This is a genomic window from Sphingobacterium multivorum, from assembly GCF_900457465.1.
Lineage (GTDB): Bacteria > Bacteroidota > Bacteroidia > Sphingobacteriales > Sphingobacteriaceae > Sphingobacterium > Sphingobacterium multivorum.
In genome coordinates this window covers 19,981-42,981 of the sequence record NZ_UAUU01000003.1, presented here as the reverse complement: position 1 = coordinate 42,981, position 23,001 = coordinate 19,981, and the positions used below count along the sequence as shown (strand labels likewise).

Below are 23,001 nucleotides of genomic sequence, written 5' to 3'. Positions count from 1 at the left end.
CAAACTTACCCAACTAATTATGTATAAACTTAAAACCATCCAAGGGGCTGGTAAAAAGGCAAAACTATTTGCTGCTTTACTTGCTATCCAATGCGTTTCCCATGCAAATAATTTGGCGATGGCGAATGTAAACCAATCTAAAATCAAGTTACAAGACAAGGAATACACTTTGGCAAAGTTTGCTAAAGAAATCGAGCGTCAGAGTTCTTATGTGTTTCTGTACGATAACTCACAGATTAATGATAACCAAAAAATCCGCATAAACCATAAAGATGGTTCTATTGTTGAAATTCTGGATGACAACCTGAAAGAACTGTCGTATTCATACAAAATTGTCAATAACACCATTGTCCTAAAAAGGAAAATAGATGACATACCTTTAAGAAACACGATCAATATACAACAGCTTGTCAAAGGGCGCGTTACCGATGGCGACGGTAAAGCATTAACAGGGGTCACCATCCGCAATACAACAACAGGTAAACAAACGGAAACAGACAGCAAAGGTGAGTTTTCTATTGAAGCGACTACTACCCATCAACTCAGCTTTAGTTCAATAGGTTATGAGACTATCAGTAGTACGGTAGGTTCCAATAGTTACCTCAATATACAGCTAAAAACTGCCAACAACCAACTGGAACAGATCGTTGTGGTCGGTTTTGGAACACAGAAGAAAAAAGACATCACGGGAGCCATTGCAACCATGAGTACAAAAGATATTGAAGATCGCCCTGTGACCCAATTAGCGAGTGCTATGGAGGGCAAAATGGCGGGGGTGGAAATTGTAAAATCTTCCGGACAACCTCAAGCTGGCTTCTCTATTCGCGTTCGCGGAACTTCAACAATTACTGCAGGTAGCAATCCATTATACATTGTAGATGGTGTTCCTACTGAAAACATATCGGAGCTCAATCCATCCGATATTCAAAGCATTTCTGTATTAAAGGATGCTGCTTCAGCCGCTGTCTATGGATCTTCTGGCGCAAATGGCGTTGTATTGATTACAACCAAAAGAGGAACAAACGGTAAGACACAGGTAAATTTCGAAACCTATCAAGGATTTTCAGGCATCAGAAAAAAGCCTAGTGTTCTAAATGCGGCACAATATAGAGAATTAATGACTGAGATGGGAGAAGCCTTGGATTGGTCGAAATATACCGCTGATACAAACTGGCCAGATCAGCTATTCCGCACCGGTCACAGCCAAAAATACCAGGCTTCAGTACGCGGTGGAGATGAAAAGACAGGGTTTTACATCTCGGGATCTTATCAAAAAGATAATGGTACGGTCATCACAAATACAGTAAACAAGGTCAATTTCAAGGTTAATTTGGATCATCAGATCAATAAAATCTTTAAGGTGGGGACCAGCTTATCGTACAACCGTTGGTACGACGTGGATATTACCGAGAACTCCCGAAATGGAGTCATCATGAATGCTTATCTGGGCTCTCCAGTAATCGGAATATATGGCGACAAAGGTGCTTTCACAGTAGATCCATTCTATACAGATCTTGACAACCCCGTTGCATTGGCAACAGGCAACGAGCACAGCTATATCAACAACAGATTTACAGGAAATGCCTTTGTGGAAGCCAATATCCTACCTGGATTAAAATTCAAATCGCTGTTTGGGTATGAGAAATTTAACAACCAGTACCGCAGTTTCGTAGATCCTTTTCGTACAACGGAAGGTCGAAAATATAAGGGTATGGCAACGCTCCAGCAGCAGGACAATCAGTATTGGATGTCCGAAAATACATTAAACTATAATAGAACCTTTAGTGACAAGCACCACTTTACAGGCTTATTAGGCTATATTACAACGAAAACACAAACAACAACCTCAAATATTGCTACGCAAAATTTTGCTAATCCAGCAATCCACACGGTCAATGGTGGTTCGATGATCACAGCGATGCCTACGGCAGTAGACGCCGCTGTATCCACTGTATCTGGCATCGCAAAAATTGGTTATGATTATAACGACAAGTACCTATTTACAGCAAATCTGCGGGCTGACGCATCATCTGTATTTGGCCCAAATAACCGCTGGGGCTACTTCCCTTCTTTCTCTGCCGGTTGGCGTTTATCCAATGAAGATTTCTTCAGTTCGCTGAAAAACACCGTAAACGATTTGAAAATCCGTGCGAGTTGGGGTAAAGTTGGAAATAGCCAAATTCCGGCCTTTTCCTATCTCGGTTTAGTCGACGTGACAGGATCATATAACATCGGCGACCAAGTTGTACCCGGTTATACGCCTGCTACCCTGGACAATCCCAATTTAAAATGGGAAACAACAAATCAGACCGATATTGGTGTGGATGCCAGTTTCTTTAATTCGAGATTGATATTTGGTGCAGATTATTATGCAAAAAGGACTGTAGGCCTACTTCTCAGCTCAAGGGTTCCGTACAGTTCGGGCTATAGAACTGCGCTGAAAAACTTAGGCGACCTACAAAATAGAGGTTTTGAATTCGAATTGAGTAGCCGAAATTTCGTTCACGATTTCAAATGGAATACAACTGTGACTTTTGGGCTCAATCGCAATAAAGTCCTGAATATTGATGGCGGAACCTATTATGACGGAAATATCGATGGTCGGGGTAATAGTACGATTGCAAAAGAAGGCGTTGCATTGGGGTCCTTCTGGGGCTATATCGCAAAAGGCGTCAATCCAGAGACCGGAGATATGATCTATCAGATGGCTGATCCGGAAGCAGGTCTTCAAACGAGTGATATGGCTATCATCGGGAATGCTACACCAAAATTCTCTTATGGCATGACCAATGATTTCAGCTATAAGAACTTCAACTTTTCCTTTTTCTTACAGGGGGTACAGGGAAATGATATCCTTAATGCGACGCGTATTTATACAGAAGGTATGTGGGAACCGAGAAACCAAAGTGTTGCCGTGTTAAACAGATGGACTGTTGATAACAACAACAGTACTATGCCACGTCCGGATCTAAACAATACAGATGACAACTACAATTCACAAATTTCCTCCCGTTTTGTAGAGAAAGGTTCTTACCTCAGGGTAAAATCGATGACCCTGGCCTACACGCTACCTAAACAAGTGCTTGAAAGATGGAAGCTCAATAAGGTCCGTTTTTATGTGACGGGCGAGAATCTGTTAACATTCACCAAATACTCAGGTTTGGATCCTGAGGTAAGCATGTATGGGGGAACTAATCAGCAAACCGTGAGCTCCAATATGGCGCCCGGTATCGATTTTGGTACTTCGCCGCAGGCACGCACCTTTATTGTTGGTTTAAACCTAACTTTTTAACCTTTTAGCTTACAAAAAATGAAATCAACTAGATATACTTCATTGGCCATAGCCTTATTGACATCGCTTACTCTAAATTCCTGCAAAAAGTTTTTAGATCTTCAGCCTACCTCCACGGTAACGAGCGAAAATGCCTATCTCACAGGAGACAATATTGAGAAAGCATTAAACGGAGCCTATAATTCTTTTATAGGCAATGGCACTCGTCCAGGGAGCAATGCCAATTATTATCAATGGGAAATGATTCTGCAAACAGATATTCGCTCTGATAATGCCCATGCTGCCGGTGGTGGCGAAATAGATTTTGCACAAATTGACTATAATAACATCACCAATACCAATGAAATGGTACGCAGGGACTGGGAAGAACTGTATGGAGCAATCTCAAAATGCAATATCGTTATTGACAACGTTGATAAGGTCACAGATCCTACTTTTTCGGATGAAAGACGCAAACAAATTCTTGGAGAAGCTTCATTTTTAAGGGCCTTCCATTATTATCAATTGGTCAAGCTTTATGGTGGTGTGCCCTTGGAAAAACACTCCAACAGTACAGATGCAGAAGTATTACGCATCAAGCGATCAACTGTAGCCGAGGTTTATGATTTTATCGATTCGGATCTGCAAGTTGCTGCAAACAACCTACCCGATGGATTTGGGCAACCTTCCATTGACAAGGTCAGAGCAACAAAAGGGGCTGCAAATGCCTTACTGACCAAGATATGGGCACAACGCCCTGATCGAGATTACAATAAGGTATTGCAATACGCCGATGCAGTGATCGCTGGAAAAGGTGGTTACCAGCTCCTTCAAAACTATGCGGATCTTTTTGACGGCAAACACAACTATAATAGTGAATCTATCATTGAGATTCCCTATATCGCCGGCAGTCCCAATCTAAGCTGCTGGGGTGGCGCATTCTTTTTCCCGGATCTTGATGAAAATGGCAAAATCAACGAAAACGAATGGCGCCGATATGGAACACCATCGAAAGATCTTGTCGAAGCTTATGACAATGCTGGCGACACCGAACGAAAGAACGCCAACATTTGGTTCTATTCAGTTCCTTGGGCGGATGAATTTTGGAATCCATGCGGAGATGCTGCGACAGAAATCCCATTTAACGTAAAGCAAAAACATGCCAACAGCTTCCAAAGTGGCGATCATTTTTACCTTTTACGACTTGCAGACATCATTCTGCTCAAAGCAGAAGCTCAAAACGCACTGGGAAATACTTCAGGGGCAATAAATACCCTTAATGTCATCCGTCATCGCGCAGGGCTCGCCGATTTATCCGGTATCAGCTCCAGTGCCCTAAAGGCCATCATTCTCAACGAGCGCCGATTAGAACTAGCTTTCGAAGGGCAACGGTGGGATGATTTAAACCGTTATGGTGTCACAGTAGATGTGATGAATAAATTAAATGAAATCAAATTTACATGCGATAACGGCAAGCAGAGTAGCCCTACGTTGATTAAGTATAATTTTAACCAAAATAGCCTGCTCCTTCCAATACCATTATTGGAACTGCAGGCAAACCCGAGCCTGACTCAAAATCCAGGCTATTAATTAGACCAAGCATAGGCTGTTCAAAGGAGTATTCTTGAACAGCCTTTTTTACCAATACACTTTATTATGACTCGTTTTAAATCACTGGATATTTTCCGTGGGTTTACACTCGCGGCTATGATTCTCGTCAATAATCCTGGCAACTATCATCATGTGTTCCCTCCACTTGAACATTCCATCTGGCATGGATGCACGTTTACAGATCTTATATTTCCATTTTTTTTATTTGCTGTCGGAAACTCCATGGCATTTTCTTTAAAAAACAGCGACCAGCTAGCACCCGTACCTTACTGGAATAAAATTCTCAAGAGAACAATCATCCTTTTTCTACTTGGTCTGTTTTTAAATATTTTCCCCTTTGTGGAATGGAATAGTCTTCACCAGCTCGAGTGGATTCCCTTTGCCAAGTACAGGTATTTTGGGGTGCTGCAGCGTATTGCAATCTGCTATTTCAGCACGGCAATGATACTATACTATTTTAGGGCTAAAGGTGCTGCAGTTATTAGTATCTTCCTTCTACTCCTCTATTGGCTAATTTGCTATTACGGTAATCCTGCAGATCCTTACAGTCTGGAAGGTTGGTTTGGAACGACACTGGATATCCGAGTCTTTGGTGCATCCCACCTCTATCACGGCGAAGGAACAGCATTGATCCAGAGGATGTCTGGAGCGTATTTCCGGCCATCAGTCAAACGATATTCGGGTATATCACAGGAAAATACATTATTCAAAAACTGACCGGCAAAAGTGAACTGATGAACCTATTTGTCGTAGGCCTGGTCTTATTTAGTGGGCTATCTATGGTCATTTGCTTTTCCTATTAATAAGAAAATCTGACCAGCAGTTACTGCGTATTCACAACGGGTATTGCCATCTCTTTTCTTGTATATTAATCTATCTCATCGAATTTCAAAACATCAGAGGGATATTTTATACTGTCTTTGACGACTTCGCAGGAATACACTATTTATCTATTGTCTTAGCGGACTAATCCCTACGATTTGTTCATTTATTCTCATTGGGGATAAACATCAAAACCTTTGGAACTTTAGCTATCATTTCCTGTTTGATGGTTGGCATAATCAACAATTATCCTCCGCCCTATTTGCATTGCTATTTGTCGCTTTGAATTGGTTGATCGCCTATTATTTACGAAAGAAAAATATCTATATCAAAATCTAGGTCAAGGTATCTTTGGGTTAAAATAAGTGAATCTGAATTAGGAATAAAAAAAAGGCCAAAGGCCCTTTTTATATATAAAGATATGGATAAGATATACCGCAGCTACTTTTAGAAACGCCCCATCTTTGTTTTACTAATTCCGCTATACAGTACGCTGACACTAAAGTAACTTAAACTAACTATAGAGAGAAAAAACTTAGGGGGACAAAAGGGGGACAAATATTAATCAATTGAAAACCAATAAATTGAAACATACACTTCAAATAAAAAAAAAAACACTGATTTATTTTGAATAATCAAAATAAAAGGAATACTTCACCTAAAATTCTTGTTCGGAAATATAAAAAAAAAAAACCTGAGGTTGGGACCCCAGGTTTTTAACTAACCAATTATTAACCTAAATTATGAAAAGTCTTTTTTAATATTCTACACAAAGAATATTTCAACTATTGGACCAAAATCGCGCGCGATTTGCGATTTCACATTTCTTTAACAGATTACTGAGATTGAAATGACTAAACGGAAAAAATTCCCAAAATATGACTTGAAAATATGCTGTTAATAGAAATTAAATAGACTATTCGGAGTCAATTTCTCGTAAGAGAAAGTGGGCTCTGCCGCAACGTCAGGTAAAATCTTTGATTTTGTTAAGAAATTACTTTAGCGGGATGTCTTTCTGCTGCCATTTTGACCAATTCCATCATGTAGTGATTGCTCTGATATTTTTTAACTTGTCCTTTTATATCTTCAAACTCGTTGTACTGGCCGTATTGATCTATATATCCCATTCCATAAAAAACGCCATTTTCAATAACAATGCAACTTTTTTCATCGGAATTACGTCCTTTATCGATCAATACAAAGGATGGTTGCTGTTTGAGCCAATCCTCAATACAACGTTCCACCCGGGTATTGTGTAGGTCTCGATCGGGCAACTCGGTCTTCTTGATGGATTTCGTAGACAAACTGGCGTGCCCAAACTGACAAAATTGCGGATTAATAGCGTCATGCTGAATAAAGCTTTGCAGCAACTGAATAGCGTCATATTCACGCTGAAACAGCTGAATACATGCTTGTCCCCTTGTCGTCTTCCCTATAGCCATATGGAGATAGCCATTTTGGTCCTCATAAGAAAATAAACCGAATTTAGGCTCATACCGTTTAAGTGCCCTATTATATTTTGGCCAGAACTTTTTAATTTCCGCACATTCCAATAACAATGACATCAGCTCAGTTCCGCAGCACTCATAACTTATATGATGAATTTCTTTTAAGAAATGTTGCCTTTGCGCTTGAATATTATTCCCTGTAAAATGGGACAATACTCTTTTTTTTATATTTACAGCCTTGCCAACATAAATTACTTTTCCAGCTTTGTCATGAAAATAATAGACCCCGGGCTCATTGGGCAATTGTTCATATTCCAAGGGATTTAAATGCGGTGGAAAACGTTGGTCTAGCGCTTTATGTTTAATCATATCCTGAAATACCTGTTCGGTATCTAGCACTTTCAAATAAGCAAAGAGAATGGCTGTTGCATCGGCGTCGCCACCCGCACGGTGTCTATTTTCAATTGGGATATCTAAATAATCACATAGACGCCCCAAACTATAGGACAATAATCCGGGCTTAATTTTTCGGGCATAGCGTACTGTACATAATTTTATCGCTGACCACTCGAAGCCCGATTCCTGAAGCTGAAACCGAATGAATGAATAATCAAAGTTTACATTATGCGCAACAAAAATACGGTCTTTGAGCATTCCATAAATGTGTTCGGCAACTTGATCAAATAATGGAGCATCTTTCACCATATCATTGTCTATTCCCGTAAGCGCAAAAATTGAATTTGGAATTTCTTTCCCTGGATTAACCAAGGTCTCCCAACGTTCCAAAACCTGGTTACCATCATGAATAACAATGGCAACTTCGGTGATCCGGCTCGATTTTGCATGGCCACCTGTAGTCTCTATGTCCACAATGGCAAATTCTTGTCTTTTGCTTTGATTTACACTCATAACGCAAAGCAAACATACTAAAAATATTAGCTATTTAAAAGAATCACTGCAATTTTACAAAACACAAAAGCGAATTATGCCATCTAACTGGTAAAACAGCTGTTTTTCTCAACTAATGTCATGTTATATATTGCTGGATTTTGTTTAATTTGTACTTTTCATTCATTAAATCATGCTCATGGAAGTAATACAAAAAAATGACGATAAACATGGTAGCTTTGAGGTTATCGATCAGGGAAAATCAGTTGCGCAAATGACTTATACCTGGGCTGGCCCCACAAAATTCATTATAGACCATACGGAAGTAAGTTCTGAATATGCAGGAAAAGGGCTAGGTAAACAGCTATTGATGGCGGCAGTGACTTATGCACGTCAAGAAAATTTAAAAATTATGCCTTTATGTCCTTTTGCAAAATCAGTTTTTGATAAGGATCCGACATTGGCCGATGTGCTTTTTTAAGGCCTCGACCAATATGCAGAAAGATGGTTAGATTGCTGTCGCAATTTACCCATCTTTTTTTCTGTTTATCTACTGGCTAGTTGCTGATCAAATTTAATGGCAAGTTTGTTTATCAACTTGAAGATCAGATCAGCTGTTAATTTCGCCGTTCTAGAATCGATATCAAAATGGGGATTAAATTCAGCAAAATCGACAGATTTTAAGTTGGGCAGATCCAGTAGAATATCGTAGATCGTAAAGAACAAATGATCGGGCACTATACCGTTAAATGCCAATGCACTTACTCCCGGCGCATAAGCTGCAGCGAAAGCATCAAGATCAACCGTCAAATATACATAATCTACTGATTTGGCAAAACGTACAATTTTGTCGCGAATGAAATCAAGTTTCTCAACGACCAGACTCTCTCGCCCTATAATCTGTACTTTCTTCGCTTTGGCATAGTCGAGCAATCCTTTGGTATTACTAATTTCTTGAATACCAATTGCCAGGTAATGAAATGGCAAACCTGCATTAGACTGGTCCTGCTCGATTTGATAGAAGCCCGTTCCCGAATTCCCTTTGCCGTCCTGCAATGGACGGATGTCTAAATGGGCATCCAAATTAATAATGCCTAGACTTTGATCACGGCTCTTAAGAAATTCTTTAACACCCAAATAATGGCCATAGGTTACTTCATGGCCGCCACCCAAGATGACTGGAAATCCTTCTTGTTCAAGAATACAATTTAAGGCAGAACCTAAACCCTGCTGCGACAGCTCTAAATCACTGTCTTTTATCAATATATCACCACAATCTTTAAGTTGTAATTTATCTGAAAAATGTACAGGAAGGTTTGTTAAGACATTCCGAAGTGCTGTGGGTCCGTCCTTGGCTCCTACACGACCTTGATTGCGTCCGACCCCCTCATCGCTACAGAATCCCAGAAAAGCGAAGGACTGTCTTAAATCAGGCTGCTCGAGAAGATCAACACAATCCATTAATTGATGCCAACGCATCCATTCACGATCCTGGCCATCGGTACGCCCCTTCCATACCGCTTGGTCACCTTTACTATATATTTCTGGATTATTCAACAAAAAGTTCATTCGCTCTGATCAAATAATTGTTCAATAATATCGTCATCTACAAGTTGCGCGCGGGTAACTTGCAATGTTGTGTTTCTCTCCATTGCTCGATCTAGCGCCTGATTAGCTTCCTTATTTCTAGCCCAAGCGCGCCTAGCAATCCCATTATTGACATCAAAATACAACATCTTTTCCAATTTAACAGCTGCTTCTTCAGAGCCATCTAGTAGTAGACCAAAGCCTCCGTTGATAACCTCACCCCAACCGACTCCACCGCCATTGTGGATAGAGACCCAGGTAGCCCCCCGGAAACTGTCTCCGATGACATTATGAATTGCCATATCTGCTGTAAATTGACTGCCGTCGTAGATATTGCTTGTTTCCCGATAAGGTGAATCGGTACCGCTCACATCATGATGATCTCTTCCCAATACAATAGGTGCTTCAAACAAGCCACTTTTTACAGCGTCATTAAAAGCCTTTGCTATCGCAATGCGTCCATTGGAATCTGCATAAAGGATACGTGCCTGAGAGCCTACCACAAGTCTATTTTTTCCAGCTTCTTTAATCCATTGTATATTATCTTGCATCTGCTGCTGAATCTCCGTTGGGGCTTCTGTTCGGAGATTTTCCAAAACTGTCATGGCTATTTCGTCTGATTTTTGAAGATCCGAAGCCTTTCCAGACGTACAAACCCAGCGAAAGGGTCCAAAACCATAGTCGAAACACATTGGGCCAAGAATATCTTGTACGTAAGATGGGTAGCGGAATTGATCCTTATCGTCATTCCATACCGCTGCACCAGCGCGACTGCTTTCCAATAGAAATGCATTACCGTAATCAAAGAAATAGGTTCCCTTGGATACATGCTTATTGATGGCATCGACATGCCGTATCAAGCTTTCTTGTACGCATTGCTTAAATCGATCAGGATCACTCGCCAATAAAGCATTCGATTCTGCAAAGGTCAGCCCCATCGGATAATAGCCTCCAGACCAAGGATTATGTAAAGATGTCTGATCAGATCCTACAGTGACGTGGATATTTTCGCGATCAAAAGCCTCCCACACTTCGACAATATTACCGATATAGGCAAAAGATACGGTCTCCTTTTGATCCATCGCCGACTGTACCTGTTCAACGAGCTCATCGATGTTTTCGATCAATCGGTCTACCCAACCTTGTTCATGCCGTTTCTTTGCCGCAGCGGGATTTATTTCAGCGCATACGGTGATACAGCCGGCAATATTACCTGCTTTAGGTTGTGCGCCACTCATTCCCCCCAAGCCAGAAGTTAAAAATACTTTACCTTGAATTGTATCATTTGCTGTCAAATGTTTTCGGAAAGCATTCATGACCGTAATTGTGGTACCATGCACAATACCCTGGGGACCAATATACATATAAGAACCTGCTGTCATCTGTCCGTATTGCGTAACACCTAAGGCATTAAAACGTTCCCAGTCATCCGGTTTCGAATAGTTTGGAATCATCATGCCATTCGTTACAACGACACGTGGTGCATGTTGTGACGACGGGAAAAGACCCATCGGATGACCACTGTAGAGATGTAAAGTTTGCTCATCTGTCATCTGAGAAAGATACTGCATGGTGAGCCGATATTGAGCCCAATTTTGGAAAACAGCTCCATTCCCACCATACGTAATCAGTTCATGGGGATGTTGGGCTACAGCCGGATCAAGGTTATTCTGAATCATCAACATAATCGCTGCCGCCTGCTTACTCCCTGCTGGATAGTCAGCTATCGGTCGAGCGTGCATCGCATATTGGGGCCTAAAGCGGTACATGTAGATTCGGCCGTAACTACGGAGCTCCTCTAAAAATTCAGGTGCTAAAACGGTATGCCATTGTTTGGGGAAATAGCGTAATGCGTTCCGTAAAGCCAGCTTCTCTTCCGACCGGGTGAGAATATCCTTTCGTCGGGGGGCATGACTTATGGTATGATCTCGCTCTACTTTTGGGGGCAATACGGTCGGAATACCTTCCGCCACCTCGTTCTTAAATGTATCTTCCATGTTGTTATAATGAGAATACTTCCCGACCATTTTTCCATACTGCTGTAGGTTGCAAACTTCCTTGGTAGTAAGTAATATCCTGATAATTAGCTGTTTTAAATATACTGAAATCTGCTTTCATGCCTTTGGCTAACACGCCGCGATCCGACAGGTTTAAAGCTTTGGCGGCACGGTAGGTTAATGCAGCAAGCAATTCAGCGTTTGTCAACTTCTCTGCTGTTGCCAAAATACTCGCACTTGTCAATAATTGTCCCATGGGTGCAGAACCCGGATTCCAATCACTTCCTATGGCCAAACATGCACCTGCATCCAACAGCTTTCTAGCTGGCGTAAAACCACATCCAAGTCCGATGGAAGCCGCAGGTAGCGCCACCGCAACTGTATCTGAATGGGCAATAAGGTCAATTTCAATTGCTGTTGATGCCTCAAGATGATCCGCAGATTGGGCACCGAGTTCAACTGCAATCTGACTTCCCGAAGTTGTGAACTGATCGGCATGAATAGTCAGGTCAAAACCCATCGCTTTTGCTTTTTGTAAATATGCCACAATGTCTTCCCCTTGAAACGCTGTTTTTTCTATAAATGCGTCAATCCGGTTTGACAGCCCTTCTGATTTTAATAGCGGAAAAAGATCTGTTGTGATTCGATGAAGATAATCCTTTGCCGATCCGCTGAAGTCTCGCGGGAGCATATGTGCCGCCAAACAAGTTGGAACAAGGTCTGATGCCGTACGACGATCCGACTCCTGAATGACACGTAATATCTTCAGCTCCTCTTCAACATTAAGACCGTAACCGCTTTTAACTTCAATTGTTGTGATTCCTTGCCTTAACAGAAAATTTGCACGCTGGATCGTGAGATCAATCAATTCTGCTGCATCACAATCCCTTGTGTGTGATACCGTGCTCCAAATCCCTCCCCCAGCTGCCGCAATCTCCAGGTAGCTTGAGCCTGCATTTCGGAGGGCGAAATCATTCGCTCGATTACCGGCAAAAGCAATATGCGTATGGCAATCAATAAAGCCTGGCAAGGCGACCTGATCGCCTTCTACATGTACAAGTGCCACTTGCTTTCCCCATTGCAGTTGTAATCCCTCAAAGTCCGCCACTTCCATGATATCGTTACCTGCTATTAAAATACCTCCATCTTTAATAATAACTATTTGTTTATCATGGAGCGCCCCATTAACGGGCATATTTGACATGGTTAATATCTGCCTAAAAGGTCCAACTAATTTTAGCTCTTTTTCCATCCTTCTTCGTCTAAAACTCTTCAAATCTTTGTTTCAAATCCGCAGCAATTTCGCCCGTCGCATATTGACGATGCAATGTGATCAGTTCGCCCGATTTTACGAGCCTTAATGCTTCAGTCAACAGCTCTTCCATCGGTTGATCGGATTCGATATGCGGAATGGACTGACGAATTCTCGCATGAATAGCTTCCAATGCTGCAGACGATTTTAATGGCTGATGATAATCCTTTGCCTGTGCCGCACATAACAGTTCAATGCTTAATATTTTATCAACATTGTCAATGACCTGTAGTAATTTTCGGCCGGAAATAGATCCCATACTGACATGGTCCTCTTGGCCTAAAGAGGTAGGAATACTATCTGCACTTGCAGGAAAACAAAGCCCTTTATTCTCACTTGCAATCGCGGCTGTGCTATATTGTAAGATCATAAATCCTGAATTGAGACCGGTTGATTTCATTAACAATTTTGGGACACCGTTGGTTTGACCTTCTAAAGACAAGTAAACCCTTCGATCCGAAATATTGCCGATTTCCGATGCAGCAAGTGTGGCATAATCCAAAGGCAAAGCGATTGACTGTCCGTGAAAGCTACCGCCACTAATGGTTAGTTCATCATTAATGATCACAGGATTATCGGTCACTGCATTTATTTCGATTTCTATGGTCTCCTTCAAATGAAGCCAAGCATTGCGTGATGCTCCGTGGACTTGAGGGATACAGCGCAAAGAATAGGGATCTTGTACGCGGGAACAGTCTTTGTGGCTTTCTAAAATGGCTGAACCATGAAGCATGTTAAAAATGCTTGCAGCGACATAACGGTTTCCGGCATGCGGGCGTAATTGATGTAATTCAGTAAAAAATGGTTTTATTGAGCCATTTAAACCTTCAATCATTAAGGTCGCAATAATATCAGCATTCTGAAGTACACGATTTAACTCAGCAACAGCCATCACAGCATGGGCCGCCATAAATTGAGTTCCATTGATCAAAGCCAGACCTTCTTTTGCGCCCAAGTGCACCGGAGCCATACCATATTTTTCCAGAACGGTAGCTGTTTCCATAATTTCCCCTTCTACGTTGACTTTTCCTAAGCCAATCAAGGGTAAAAATAAATGTGACAATGGCGCCAAATCACCCGATGCGCCGACAGAGCCTTGCTTAGGTACCACAGGAATGATATGGTTTTCGATATGCCAAATAATCCGTTCAATTGTCGCATACTGAACACCCGAAAATCCTTGAGAAAGCGCGTGAACTTTAAGAATAAGCATCAATTTGGCCAAATCATTGGCGATAGGTTCGCCCATACCGACAGCATGGCTTTTTAGAATGTTTTCTTGTAGCAACTGCGTTTGACTTGCGTCAATAAGTGTGGTACACAAGGGACCAAAACCGGTATTAATCCCATAGACAACCTCACCACGCTCGACTATTTTACGAACATAACTGGCGCTCTGCTCGATCTTATTCTTGACTCCGGGTGATATTTCCCCCGTAACCGTTCCTTTTACTATGGCTAAGGCTATGGAGCATGTTAGCTGCCCACTGCCGTATAAAAATTTTTCCATCTTCCTATCTGCTTTACTCAAATGTACTTGCTATATTTGATAATTAGAAATACCATTTTTATCATCAATTGATAACCATGAATTATCAAATAGAACTAAGACACTTACTGTATTTTAAAGTATTGGCAGAAGAGCTGCATTTTAGAAGGGCTGCCGAAAAATTGTTTATTGCGCAGCCGGGCTTGAGCAGACAAATTAAGCAGCTGGAGGAATCCTATGGCGTAGCACTTTTTGAGCGTAATAAACGAAATGTTCAAATGACGGAAGCTGGGATCTATCTCTTTGCGGAGGTGAAAGAACTCTTTAGGCACTTGGATCAGATTGAAACTCAACTTCAAAGCTTTGCCAATGGTAAAATAAGTACCTTAAAGCTGGGGTTTATTGGGTCGGCTGTTCAGACCATCCTGCCGGAACTACTACTCAATTTAAAACAGCAGCAACCTGATATCGAGTTATCACTTCACGAACTAGCGAATGAAACCCAGCTGGATCTGCTGGAGAAAAAAGAATTGGACTTAGGCTTTGTTCGTCTTTCGGAAACGCCACCTGGCCTATGTAGCCTGCCTATACATACCGAGCATTTTAGTCTCGTTTTACCCAACGATCATCCCCTATTGAATTCGCCGAAAGCAAGTCTTGACGCCTTAAAAGATGAATCATTTATCTTATTTTCCAAAAACTATAGCCACTCTTATTATGATCTCGTCATGAGTATCTTTAGTGATCATAAGTTTATCCCCAAAGTTACTTTGCGCACTGTGAATGCTTTGACCATTTTCAATATGGTTGCTCAGAGATTGGGTGTTGCCATTGTTCCTTCGTCTTTAAAGAACGGATACCATGTTGATGTCACCTTTCTTGAATTGAACGGTTTACCACAACGAACAACGCTCTCTCTAGTTTGGAATGCACAAAATCGCAACCCGGGTATTCCATTGGTCACCCAGATCATCACTTCACAACTAAAATACGGATATAATACGTCAAAGCGGGATAATTAAGGTCTAAGTCCATATTAAAACAATAAAGAATAAATTGTTCGGTAAGCTTGTTCGTGTATTGCATATCAGAAACAAATTTTCTAAGTTTGAGTTATTTACTAAACTTGATAAAAAAACAAATTATGATTTTAGAAGTAGCTGTATTGCAAATTATTGAAGGACAACAATCCAATTTTGAAAGAGACTATAAAACAGCTTGCCAGTATATTAGTGCGAGTAAAGGCTATATAACGCATTCACTACGTAAATGTATTGAGAAAGACAACCAGTACATTCTATTGGTCGAATGGGAAACGTTGGAAGATCATACCATCGGTTTCAGAGAATCTGCATTATTTAAGGAATGGGAAAAACTTTTACATCATTACTACGATCCGTTTCCAACAGTCGAACATTATGAAGTGTTAAAATAGTAGTTTTATCGTCCTTTTTCTATAATAATCTAGTATCTTTGTAGAAATTTTTGATATTCAACTTTTAACCCCTGTAGCGTCGCAAGCGTTACAGCTTTGAACAGAACAAGATGTACACAAAAGAAAAAGCAAAAGTAAATAGTTTTACGGTAGATCATACCAAATTAAAACAAGGGATCTACGCTAAAGCTTCTACCACCAATAACAGCAATGTTGAAAGTTATACAACTTACGACATTCGCATGATCAGACCGAATTCTCCTGAGCGTATGCTATCGCCTGAAGTCATGCATACCTTAGAGCATTGTTTTGCAACAGAAATTAGAACCATCTTAGGTGATGAGGTTATTTATGTTGGACCAATGGGCTGTTGCACGGGATTTTATGTTGTATTGGCTGGAACAGCGAAAACTTCTCAGAATGTGGCGGAATTGATGAAAGAAGTATTAGAGACTATTCTTACAGAAGGATACGAAGTACCTTTCCAAAACCCGATTAGCTGCGGAAACTACACATTTATGGATTTTCCCACCTCAAAGCAGGCTTGTGTTAACTTCTTAAATCTGATAACTGCCGGAGAATTGGCTTTTGAGTATCCATATATTGAAGAAAACTAAATGATCCTGAATAAAGATATTGAAACGATTATCTTGGTAGCAAATAAAAATGAGCTATCTTTTAATACGACCAGTGAATCGACTTTTGTCTACGAAATTGGTGTAGGTAAAGTAAATGCTCTCCTAGCCGTTGCTACGCTTTATGAAGACATCAAAGCTTTAGGGATCAATCCTGTTCTTCTCAATGTGGGCACTGTGGGCTGTACAAGACATCCGATAGGACATGTTCTTTATCCGGCATACTATGCGCAAGGAGACGCGTATACAGATGGTTTTTTTCTGGAAAACACCTTGTTTTTTAAAGGGCAAGGGATTTTGGAATCCATTTCACGCGATGAATTTCGTTACGAAGATGCACTCTTGACATCGGATCGTTTTATCAATGTAAATACGGCTTTTTATCAGGATATCAAACATTTTAATCCTCTGGCATTTGATATGGAATCTTATGCCCTAGCGAATTTCTGTTTTCAAAAAAATCTCACCTTTCATAGCATTAAAATTGTTTCAGACAATTGTGATGGTACCGTTAAAGATTGGGAAAGCATTTTAGGGGAAATTTCAGGGAGATTAGGAGACATCCTCGATCAATTTATGAAAAAATTGAATCACGAAAAAGCTGCTGCTGTCCCTATATCGTAAGTTAATGAGATCACAAAAAGACCTGTAGAAATAGAGGTCTTTTTTGTTGCTATTTGGGCCGTACCGCTGCCCAAATTTCCCAACATTATTCCAATAAACTACCTTGTTCTTTCTTCAACAGCTGCTCCTACCGTCCTTCTAATTTGAATTTATCGAAACTATTCTTCGCCGAGGTTGTTCAGATAGTGGATGACAAGCCCATCGTTATAGTCAATATAACTCTTCCACACTGCAAATAAATCGATCTAATATTCTTATGAAGAAAAAGAAGAAAATAATAATTTCAAATAGACTGCCGATACAAATAGAACGAAAAAAAGAAAAATTAATCATCAAGCCGAGTGCGGGTGGACTTGCAACTGGGTTAAACTCCGCTTTTGATAGCGACGAAATACTCTGGGTTGGCTGGCCGGGAATCGTTCCGAAAGATGAAGAGGAAAAAGAAAAGATTGTTGAGCTTCTCAAACCGATGAGCTTACTTCCTGTTTTCTTATCAAAAGATGAAATCCGCAATTTCTACGAAGGTTATTCCAATGAGGTTCTCTGGCCTATCTGTCACTATCAGCCGAGCTACATTCATTTTGATCGCGAATATTGGTCTACGTATGTCACAGTGAATAAAAAATTTTGTGAAGCCGCTCTTTCCATCGATCAACTTTCGGATTTTATCTGGGTGCAGGATTATCAGCTTATGCTGCTCCCGCAACTGCTGCGTTCAGAAAACCAAACACTCAACATCGGTTATTTTCACCATATCCCCTTTCCTTCTGAAGAGCTCTTTATGAACATTCCACAACGTAAAGAATTGGTCGAAGGTTTATTGGGTGCGGATCTCATCGGATTTCATACGTTCGCTGATAGCCAGAACTTTCTAAACGCCTGCAAAAAAATACTGCATGTATCATCTGGTTATAATCAGCTGAAATATAAAGATCGCCATATCTTTGTGGAATCCTTTCCGATGGGCATTGATTTTGATAAATTCGTCCAAGTCAGCCATCAACCAAAAATTCAATCCATTGCAAGCCAATTTCGAAGCCACTTTCCCGACCAGAAGATTATTATATCGGTCGACAGGCTCGATTATAGCAAAGGGATATTAGAGCGATTACGTGCTTTTCTCACCTTCCTTGAAAAATACCCCGAATGGCATACAAAAGTTGTCTTATATATGCTTATCGTGCCATCCAGGGATAAAGTGTCGCAATATAAGAAGCTGAAAGACGAGATTAACCGAAAGGTGAGTGAAATCAATTCCATTTATGGAAATTTAAGCTGGACGCCAGTATTATATTTTTACAAATCACTTCCATTCGAGGAGCTGGTTGGATTATATGTTGCATCTGATATCTGCATGATTACATCGACGCGCGATGGGATGAATCTTGTCAGTAAAGAATATATCGCCAGTAAAACGTTATCAAAAGGTGTTTGATTTTAAGTGAGTTTGCGGCGCTTCCAAAGAACTTGTTGACGCCTTGATTATCAACCCCTATAATCGAACGGAAACTGCTGACAGTATTTACCAAGCGCTTAAAATGCCGCCCGAAGAAGTTCAGGAACGTACCGATGCCAATATTCAGATTATACAGAAGTTTAATGTACAGCATTGGGTGCAACTATTTACCAATCGCCTGGCTGAAACCAAAGCATCCAGCGTGATGAATGGGCAAGGCGGATTTCAGATAAAGTGTTCAGTAGTATTCGGAACGATACCAGTAAAAGCAGCAATAGGCTCTTTTTCCTGGATTATGACGGCACTTTGGTCAAATTCCAGAACCACGCCCAAAAAGCAACTCCGACGACCTTATTGTACAACCTCTTGGATAATATTATTTCAGACCCACTTAATACCTTGGTCATCATAAGCGGCGCTCGCAAGAAAGCTTATCGTCTTGGTTTGACGGTCGGTCTTACTATTTGGTTGCCGAACATGGCATTTGGTCAAATTTCCCAAATTTCAACTGGTCATATAAAAAAGGACTGGCACTTCATTGGATGCCCGAAGTAAAAAAATTGATGGAAAAATTGGCCGACCAAACTCCAGGCGCATTTATTGAAGTCAAGCCTTATTCGTTGGCCTGGCATTATAGAAAAGTAGAATTAGGCTTGGGCGAACTTAAAGCCACTGAATTAAAAGAGATTTTAAACCCGATGCTGAATGATTATGGCTTACAGTTACTTGACGGAAATGCGGTCATTGAGGTTAAAAATACGGAAGTTAACAAAGGTAAAGCAGCATTGGAAATTGCAGGTCATATAAAAGCAGATTTTATGTTGGCCATTGGCGACGACATTACCGATGAAGACCTATTCCGTTATCTTCCTCAATCGACGATAAGTATTAAAGTTGGTAGCAATAAGTCTGCGGCAAAATATTATCTGGATGAACAAGAAGATGTTCTTCAATTTTTGAATCAACTTATCATAAAATAATGAACGAAAATACAATGGAAAAAAGACATACCTATCAATCTGGAATCATTGGCAATTGTTCCTATATTGCGCATGTCGGTATGGATACCAATATATCTTGGCTGTGCTGGCCCTCTTTCGAAGATAGCTTTGTATTTGGCAGTATGCTCGACAAACAGCAAGGCGGGCGCTTTGAGATCAGCTCAGAGGAACCTATTGTCGAAACCAAGCAATACTACATCAAAAACTCCAACGTGCTCTGCACGGAAATCCATACAGCGTCCTATGCCTATCGCGTTACGGATTTTGCCCCTCGATTTGAACAATTCGGACGATATTTTAAACTTTGATGTTGGTCCGGAAGATCGAACCTTTATATGGGCCCCAGTGTAAACGTTAGGTGTCATCCTACTGGCGACTATGGCCGATTGGCACTAAACCAACCCGTGGAAGCAATCATATCTTGTATAGTAACGACCAGATCGGGGAACGAATTCGCCTTACTACGGATCTGCCCATTTCTCATTTCTTTCAAGAGGAGAGCTGGACCATCATCAGTGAGAATAAATACCTTGTATTGACCTATGATGCTGCTTTCGAATCAGCTATCGCAGGTACCTGCGAAGATTTCCTCCATAAGACAATTAGCTATTGGCAGCGATGGATTAAAAGATGTAGTATTCCCAACATCTATCAAACAGAAGTTATTCGATCCGCTTTGGTGCTAAAGCTCCATCAATATGAGGACACAGGAGCAATTATAGCAGCTTCAACAACAAGCTTGCCCGAGTACCCTGGTTCTGGCAGAAACTGGGACTACCGCTATTGCTGGGTACGGGATAGCTACTATGTGCTAACGGCACTGACGCATATCGGTCAATTTGAAGAAATGGAAAGCTTTGCAAACTATATTGCCGGCATCACACATCGTAATCCGGGAAGGCTTCAACCATTGTACGGTATTCTCGGCAATTCCGAGCTTACGGAACATATTTTACCCTATCTAAAAGGATATCAGGAAAGCGGTCCAGTGCGAATCGGGAACCAGGCGTTTGAACATATCCAAAATGACGTCTATGGTCAGGCTATGATTGCATTGTTGCCTCTTTTCACTGATCAGCGTTTTAAAATCCATGAAAACAAAAATGTCTTAGGCTGGGTGAATTTTATTCTGGAAAAAATAGAAGCCACAATCGAGGAAAAAGATGCCGGCATTTGGGAGTTCCGGAACTTTGCCAACCATCACTGCTATTCGAATCTTTTCCAATGGGTTGGATGCAAAGCTGCCCTATTAATTGCACGCCAAAATGGTTATCAGGATATGGAGGATCGCGCGAATGTTCTTCTAAAAAGGCAGAAGCTTACATTGAAGCTTGTTATGACGAGGAGCGAAAAGTCTATCAAAACGCATTAGACAGCCGAAATTTAGATGCAAGCACCTTACAGCTTATTGTTATGGATTATCTTGACCCAAAATCGGACCGTGCACGTCATCACCTCGATATGCTGGAAAAAGAATTAAAAGGCGAAAATGGACTTTTTTATCGGTATAAGCATCAAGATGATTTTGGCCGGCCCAAATCCACGTTCTTGGTCTGTGCATTTTGGTATGTAGAAGCCTTGGCCTGCGTAGGGCGTGTGGAAGAAGCGAAAGAGATTCTCGAACGTTTGCTGACCTACAGCAATCACTTAGGTCTTTTCAGCGAAGATGTTACGGAAGATAACGGTAGCCAATGGGGTAATTTCCCTCAAGCCTATAGTCACGTTGGATTGATGAATGCTGTTTACCGCCTAGCGATAAAATTGGATAAACCAATTTTTCATTAACATAAAACAAACATGAAGGTGTTAAAAAGTCAGGTTAACACCTTCGGTTTGAGCATTCGAAAGCGCTATCGGTGCTTATATTAAGGTCTGTTTGTATCGATCAAAATGCTCACAGATTTCTTCCACCCCAATTTGTTTACCCATTAAATCTATAAAACGGTTCTTATACAATGAGAAAATATATAATCCTGTTGCCAAGCTTCCCACCACAAAAATACCTTCCTGCTCGTTACTTTTGACCAGTTTATTATTTAGATGACATTCCTTAAGCAATGGTATATCATAAGAAGACCATTTCCCCATTTTATCTTTTAGTACCAACCCAATATTTTTTGTTCCAGTCATCGTAATTTGCTCCTTTCTTAAAAAGGGAACATCAGTAATTGTCTAAATGTTTGCATCATTTGCTGATTCCAGCAAAAATGCGTCTTTTATACACAGTATCAAGTATAAACACGTTATATAAAAAAGCATGTTTTCACCATTATGGTTTGAAAACATGCTTTTATTAAGTCTGTACGAGATTAATCTATCTTTTGCCAGGCAGATAGATCTGAAAACCCAAACCTACCCCCAATCCACTCGCTCCACTACCCGTATTGATATTGGCTTTACTGTAGTTATAACCGAAGGTGGCTTCCAAAGCCACTGTCCTGGTAATAAAATGTGCATAACCCACATTCGCTCCTACGGCCAGCGCAACATCTTTCCCTTTCGAGCTACCCGAAATCCCGATGTCTCCCTGCCCAAAGAATCTCCCTGTAGTTGAACCTGCATTGGGGAAGTAATAGCGTACAAAAGGTGCAACCCCATATGTCCATTCATTATCAGCATCCTTTACTGTGGCCAAACCTAAGTTGGCTTGCGCTCCGATGGCCAAACCATCCGAAACAAAATAGCCCGCTCTCGGTTGAAGTGCAATGTTAAACGATTTTGCTTCAAAGCTGTAGCCTAGATTACCGATCGATCCACCGACCATCCAGTTTCCTTGCTTTATAGGTTCGATGCCTACCTCCGATGACATCTGTGGCGTGGTCTCAATTTTCTGCGCATGGGCCTGATACCCAATACCTGCTGTTATTAATAAAAGAAGTGTCGATTTTTTCATATATATGTATGTTCTAAATTACTTTAATTTAATAACAAGGTCAATAAATGAAAAGTTTTAAATTTATCATTAAAATATAGGTATCACCTTTAATAAAAAAAAACAACCATTCAGTTTTAATTACTGTTCTCTATTAAAAAGATGATGAATACAGCAATTCAATTTGGTGATTCTATTTCACATTCATATTGGAGAAACTCCATGTACATGAACGAAATAGACCCTTTAGACAACGATCCAAGTACCGACGATGGCACTTCTGTACGTCAGCAGCCTCAAGTCCCTTCACAAGAAGACGTAACTCCTGACCTATACTATCCTGAAAATGCAGAGGGGCCAGATCCAAGTGAAGAAGAACAACGCGATCGTAGTAATAAAGAAAAAATTAATACGGAAGAGGATCAACATAAAGAGCAACCGGACCATTCGGAAGAAAATATTTATGATGCTGATCCGGATCAAAAGAAAGAGCAAAAAAACTCCCTTAATTAAGGGAGTTTTTTATCAGATATATTGATAGGTCGACGAGATG

21 protein-coding genes and 1 pseudogene are annotated in these 23,001 nt (G+C 40.8%); 15 read left to right on the top strand and 7 right to left on the bottom strand.

Annotated features, from left to right (window positions below):
• Positions 1-19 precede the first annotated feature (19 nt).
• From DTA23_RS05655 to DTA23_RS05645, 3 genes are all read left to right on the top strand, one after another.
• Complete coding sequence (locus tag DTA23_RS05655; RefSeq protein ID WP_112374092.1) at positions 20-3,292, top strand: TonB-dependent receptor; 3,273 nt, start codon at positions 20-22, stop codon at positions 3,290-3,292.
• Between the two features lie 18 nt (positions 3,293-3,310).
• On the top strand, positions 3,311-4,861 hold the full coding sequence (locus DTA23_RS05650; protein ID WP_070563972.1) for a RagB/SusD family nutrient uptake outer membrane protein: 1,551 nt from the start codon (positions 3,311-3,313) through the stop codon (positions 4,859-4,861).
• A gap of 66 nt (positions 4,862-4,927) precedes the next feature.
• Positions 4,928-5,599 (top strand): heparan-alpha-glucosaminide N-acetyltransferase domain-containing protein, encoded by a 672-nt coding sequence (locus tag DTA23_RS05645; RefSeq protein ID WP_112374091.1) that lies wholly within the window; start codon positions 4,928-4,930, stop codon positions 5,597-5,599.
• Positions 5,600-6,690: 1,091 nt separating this feature from the next.
• Here DTA23_RS05645 and DTA23_RS05640 read toward each other — a convergent pair.
• Positions 6,691-8,061 carry an exonuclease domain-containing protein gene (locus tag DTA23_RS05640; RefSeq protein ID WP_112374090.1) on the bottom strand — a complete coding sequence of 457 codons (1,371 nt, stop codon included), beginning with the start codon at positions 8,059-8,061 and terminating at the stop codon, positions 6,691-6,693.
• A gap of 178 nt (positions 8,062-8,239) precedes the next feature.
• On the opposite strand from DTA23_RS05640, the gene DTA23_RS05635 reads away from it, so the two are divergent.
• Positions 8,240-8,521 carry a GNAT family N-acetyltransferase gene (locus tag DTA23_RS05635; RefSeq protein ID WP_112374089.1) on the top strand — a complete coding sequence of 94 codons (282 nt, stop codon included), beginning with the start codon at positions 8,240-8,242 and terminating at the stop codon, positions 8,519-8,521.
• A 65-nt stretch (positions 8,522-8,586) separates the two neighbouring features.
• Here the strand turns inward: DTA23_RS05635 and hutG are convergent, their stop codons facing one another.
• From hutG to hutH, 4 genes are read right to left on the bottom strand one after another with little or no spacing between them, the layout of a single operon-like run.
• Entirely contained in the window at positions 8,587-9,609 is a 1,023-nt protein-coding gene (hutG, locus tag DTA23_RS05630; protein WP_112374088.1) for a formimidoylglutamase, read from the bottom strand.
• The gene (hutU, locus tag DTA23_RS05625; protein WP_112374142.1) at positions 9,606-11,624 is read right to left on the bottom strand and encodes a urocanate hydratase; all 2,019 of its coding nucleotides are present in this window, start codon (positions 11,622-11,624) and stop codon (positions 9,606-9,608) included. The genes hutG and hutU overlap by 4 nt, the downstream gene beginning before the upstream one ends.
• Before the next feature lie 4 nt (positions 11,625-11,628).
• The gene (gene hutI / locus DTA23_RS05620) at positions 11,629-12,876 is read right to left on the bottom strand and encodes an imidazolonepropionase (RefSeq protein WP_112374087.1); all 1,248 of its coding nucleotides are present in this window, start codon (positions 12,874-12,876) and stop codon (positions 11,629-11,631) included.
• 10 nt (positions 12,877-12,886) lie between these two features.
• The gene (gene hutH / locus DTA23_RS05615; protein ID WP_112374086.1) at positions 12,887-14,446 is read right to left on the bottom strand and encodes a histidine ammonia-lyase; all 1,560 of its coding nucleotides are present in this window, start codon (positions 14,444-14,446) and stop codon (positions 12,887-12,889) included.
• 77 nt (positions 14,447-14,523) lie between these two features.
• On the opposite strand from hutH, the gene DTA23_RS05610 reads away from it, so the two are divergent.
• The 10 genes and pseudogenes from DTA23_RS05610 to DTA23_RS28505 all read left to right on the top strand — a co-directional run bounded on the left by DTA23_RS05610 (position 14,524) and on the right by DTA23_RS28505 (position 21,361).
• Positions 14,524-15,447 (top strand): LysR family transcriptional regulator, encoded by a 924-nt coding sequence (locus DTA23_RS05610; RefSeq protein ID WP_112374085.1) that lies wholly within the window; start codon positions 14,524-14,526, stop codon positions 15,445-15,447.
• Positions 15,448-15,569: 122 nt separating this feature from the next.
• Positions 15,570-15,860 (top strand): antibiotic biosynthesis monooxygenase family protein, encoded by a 291-nt coding sequence (locus tag DTA23_RS05605; RefSeq protein ID WP_046673491.1) that lies wholly within the window; start codon positions 15,570-15,572, stop codon positions 15,858-15,860.
• Positions 15,861-15,970: 110 nt separating this feature from the next.
• On the top strand, positions 15,971-16,477 hold the full coding sequence (locus DTA23_RS05600; protein ID WP_112374084.1) for an S-ribosylhomocysteine lyase: 507 nt from the start codon (positions 15,971-15,973) through the stop codon (positions 16,475-16,477).
• Entirely contained in the window at positions 16,478-17,119 is a 642-nt protein-coding gene (locus tag DTA23_RS05595; protein ID WP_112374083.1) for a 5'-methylthioadenosine/S-adenosylhomocysteine nucleosidase family protein, read from the top strand. It abuts the gene before it with no gap.
• 256 nt (positions 17,120-17,375) lie between these two features.
• Complete coding sequence (locus DTA23_RS28535) at positions 17,376-18,554, top strand: trehalose-6-phosphate synthase (protein WP_256602896.1); 1,179 nt, start codon at positions 17,376-17,378, stop codon at positions 18,552-18,554.
• A 43-nt stretch (positions 18,555-18,597) separates the two neighbouring features.
• Entirely contained in the window at positions 18,598-18,987 is a 390-nt protein-coding gene (locus tag DTA23_RS28530; RefSeq protein WP_256602895.1) for a trehalose-6-phosphate synthase, read from the top strand.
• A pseudogene (otsB, locus tag DTA23_RS28520) lies at positions 18,882-19,555 on the top strand (trehalose-phosphatase). The gene DTA23_RS28530 and the pseudogene otsB overlap by 106 nt, the downstream one beginning before the upstream one ends.
• Positions 19,555-19,884 carry a trehalase-like domain-containing protein gene (locus tag DTA23_RS28515; protein ID WP_256602885.1) on the top strand — a complete coding sequence of 110 codons (330 nt, stop codon included), beginning with the start codon at positions 19,555-19,557 and terminating at the stop codon, positions 19,882-19,884. Before otsB ends, DTA23_RS28515 begins: the two are co-directional and overlap by 1 nt.
• Before the next feature lie 50 nt (positions 19,885-19,934).
• Positions 19,935-20,948: a glycoside hydrolase family 15 protein gene (locus tag DTA23_RS28510; RefSeq protein ID WP_256602878.1), complete on the top strand. Its 1,014-nt coding sequence runs from the start codon at positions 19,935-19,937 to the stop codon at positions 20,946-20,948.
• Positions 20,900-21,361, top strand: coding sequence for a glycoside hydrolase family 15 protein (locus tag DTA23_RS28505; protein WP_370445059.1), 462 nt, complete (start codon positions 20,900-20,902; stop codon positions 21,359-21,361). The genes DTA23_RS28510 and DTA23_RS28505 overlap by 49 nt, the downstream gene beginning before the upstream one ends.
• A 75-nt stretch (positions 21,362-21,436) precedes the next feature.
• On the opposite strand, the gene DTA23_RS05580 is transcribed toward DTA23_RS28505, so the two are convergent.
• Positions 21,437-21,706, bottom strand: a complete 270-nt coding sequence (locus tag DTA23_RS05580; RefSeq protein WP_046673496.1) for a hypothetical protein — start codon at positions 21,704-21,706, stop codon at positions 21,437-21,439.
• Between the two features lie 184 nt (positions 21,707-21,890).
• Positions 21,891-22,469, bottom strand: coding sequence for a hypothetical protein (locus tag DTA23_RS05575; protein WP_046673497.1), 579 nt, complete (start codon positions 22,467-22,469; stop codon positions 21,891-21,893).
• Positions 22,470-22,610: 141 nt separating this feature from the next.
• Here DTA23_RS05575 and DTA23_RS05570 point away from each other — a divergent pair, with 141 nt between their 5' ends.
• Positions 22,611-22,961 (top strand): hypothetical protein, encoded by a 351-nt coding sequence (locus DTA23_RS05570; RefSeq protein ID WP_112374082.1) that lies wholly within the window; start codon positions 22,611-22,613, stop codon positions 22,959-22,961.
• Positions 22,962-23,001: the final 40 nt, after the last annotated feature.

Coding starts and splice junctions, on each gene's coding strand:
- DTA23_RS05655 (WP_112374092.1), top strand. CDS start 20: ATGTATAAACTTAAAACCATCCAAGGGGCTGGTAAAAAGGCAAAACTA.
- DTA23_RS05650 (WP_070563972.1), top strand. CDS start 3,311: ATGAAATCAACTAGATATACTTCATTGGCCATAGCCTTATTGACATCG.
- DTA23_RS05645 (WP_112374091.1), top strand. CDS start 4,928: ATGACTCGTTTTAAATCACTGGATATTTTCCGTGGGTTTACACTCGCG.
- DTA23_RS05640 (WP_112374090.1), bottom strand. CDS start 8,061: ATGAGTGTAAATCAAAGCAAAAGACAAGAATTTGCCATTGTGGACATA.
- DTA23_RS05635 (WP_112374089.1), top strand. CDS start 8,240: ATGGAAGTAATACAAAAAAATGACGATAAACATGGTAGCTTTGAGGTT.
- hutG (WP_112374088.1), bottom strand. CDS start 9,609: ATGAACTTTTTGTTGAATAATCCAGAAATATATAGTAAAGGTGACCAA.
- hutU (WP_112374142.1), bottom strand. CDS start 11,624: ATGGAAGATACATTTAAGAACGAGGTGGCGGAAGGTATTCCGACCGTA.
- hutI (WP_112374087.1), bottom strand. CDS start 12,876: ATGGAAAAAGAGCTAAAATTAGTTGGACCTTTTAGGCAGATATTAACC.
- hutH (WP_112374086.1), bottom strand. CDS start 14,446: ATGGAAAAATTTTTATACGGCAGTGGGCAGCTAACATGCTCCATAGCC.
- DTA23_RS05610 (WP_112374085.1), top strand. CDS start 14,524: ATGAATTATCAAATAGAACTAAGACACTTACTGTATTTTAAAGTATTG.
- DTA23_RS05605 (WP_046673491.1), top strand. CDS start 15,570: ATGATTTTAGAAGTAGCTGTATTGCAAATTATTGAAGGACAACAATCC.
- DTA23_RS05600 (WP_112374084.1), top strand. CDS start 15,971: ATGTACACAAAAGAAAAAGCAAAAGTAAATAGTTTTACGGTAGATCAT.
- DTA23_RS05595 (WP_112374083.1), top strand. CDS start 16,478: ATGATCCTGAATAAAGATATTGAAACGATTATCTTGGTAGCAAATAAA.
- DTA23_RS28535 (WP_256602896.1), top strand. CDS start 17,376: ATGAAGAAAAAGAAGAAAATAATAATTTCAAATAGACTGCCGATACAA.
- DTA23_RS28515 (WP_256602885.1), top strand. CDS start 19,555: ATGAACGAAAATACAATGGAAAAAAGACATACCTATCAATCTGGAATC.
- DTA23_RS05580 (WP_046673496.1), bottom strand. CDS start 21,706: ATGACTGGAACAAAAAATATTGGGTTGGTACTAAAAGATAAAATGGGG.
- DTA23_RS05575 (WP_046673497.1), bottom strand. CDS start 22,469: ATGAAAAAATCGACACTTCTTTTATTAATAACAGCAGGTATTGGGTAT.
- DTA23_RS05570 (WP_112374082.1), top strand. CDS start 22,611: ATGATGAATACAGCAATTCAATTTGGTGATTCTATTTCACATTCATAT.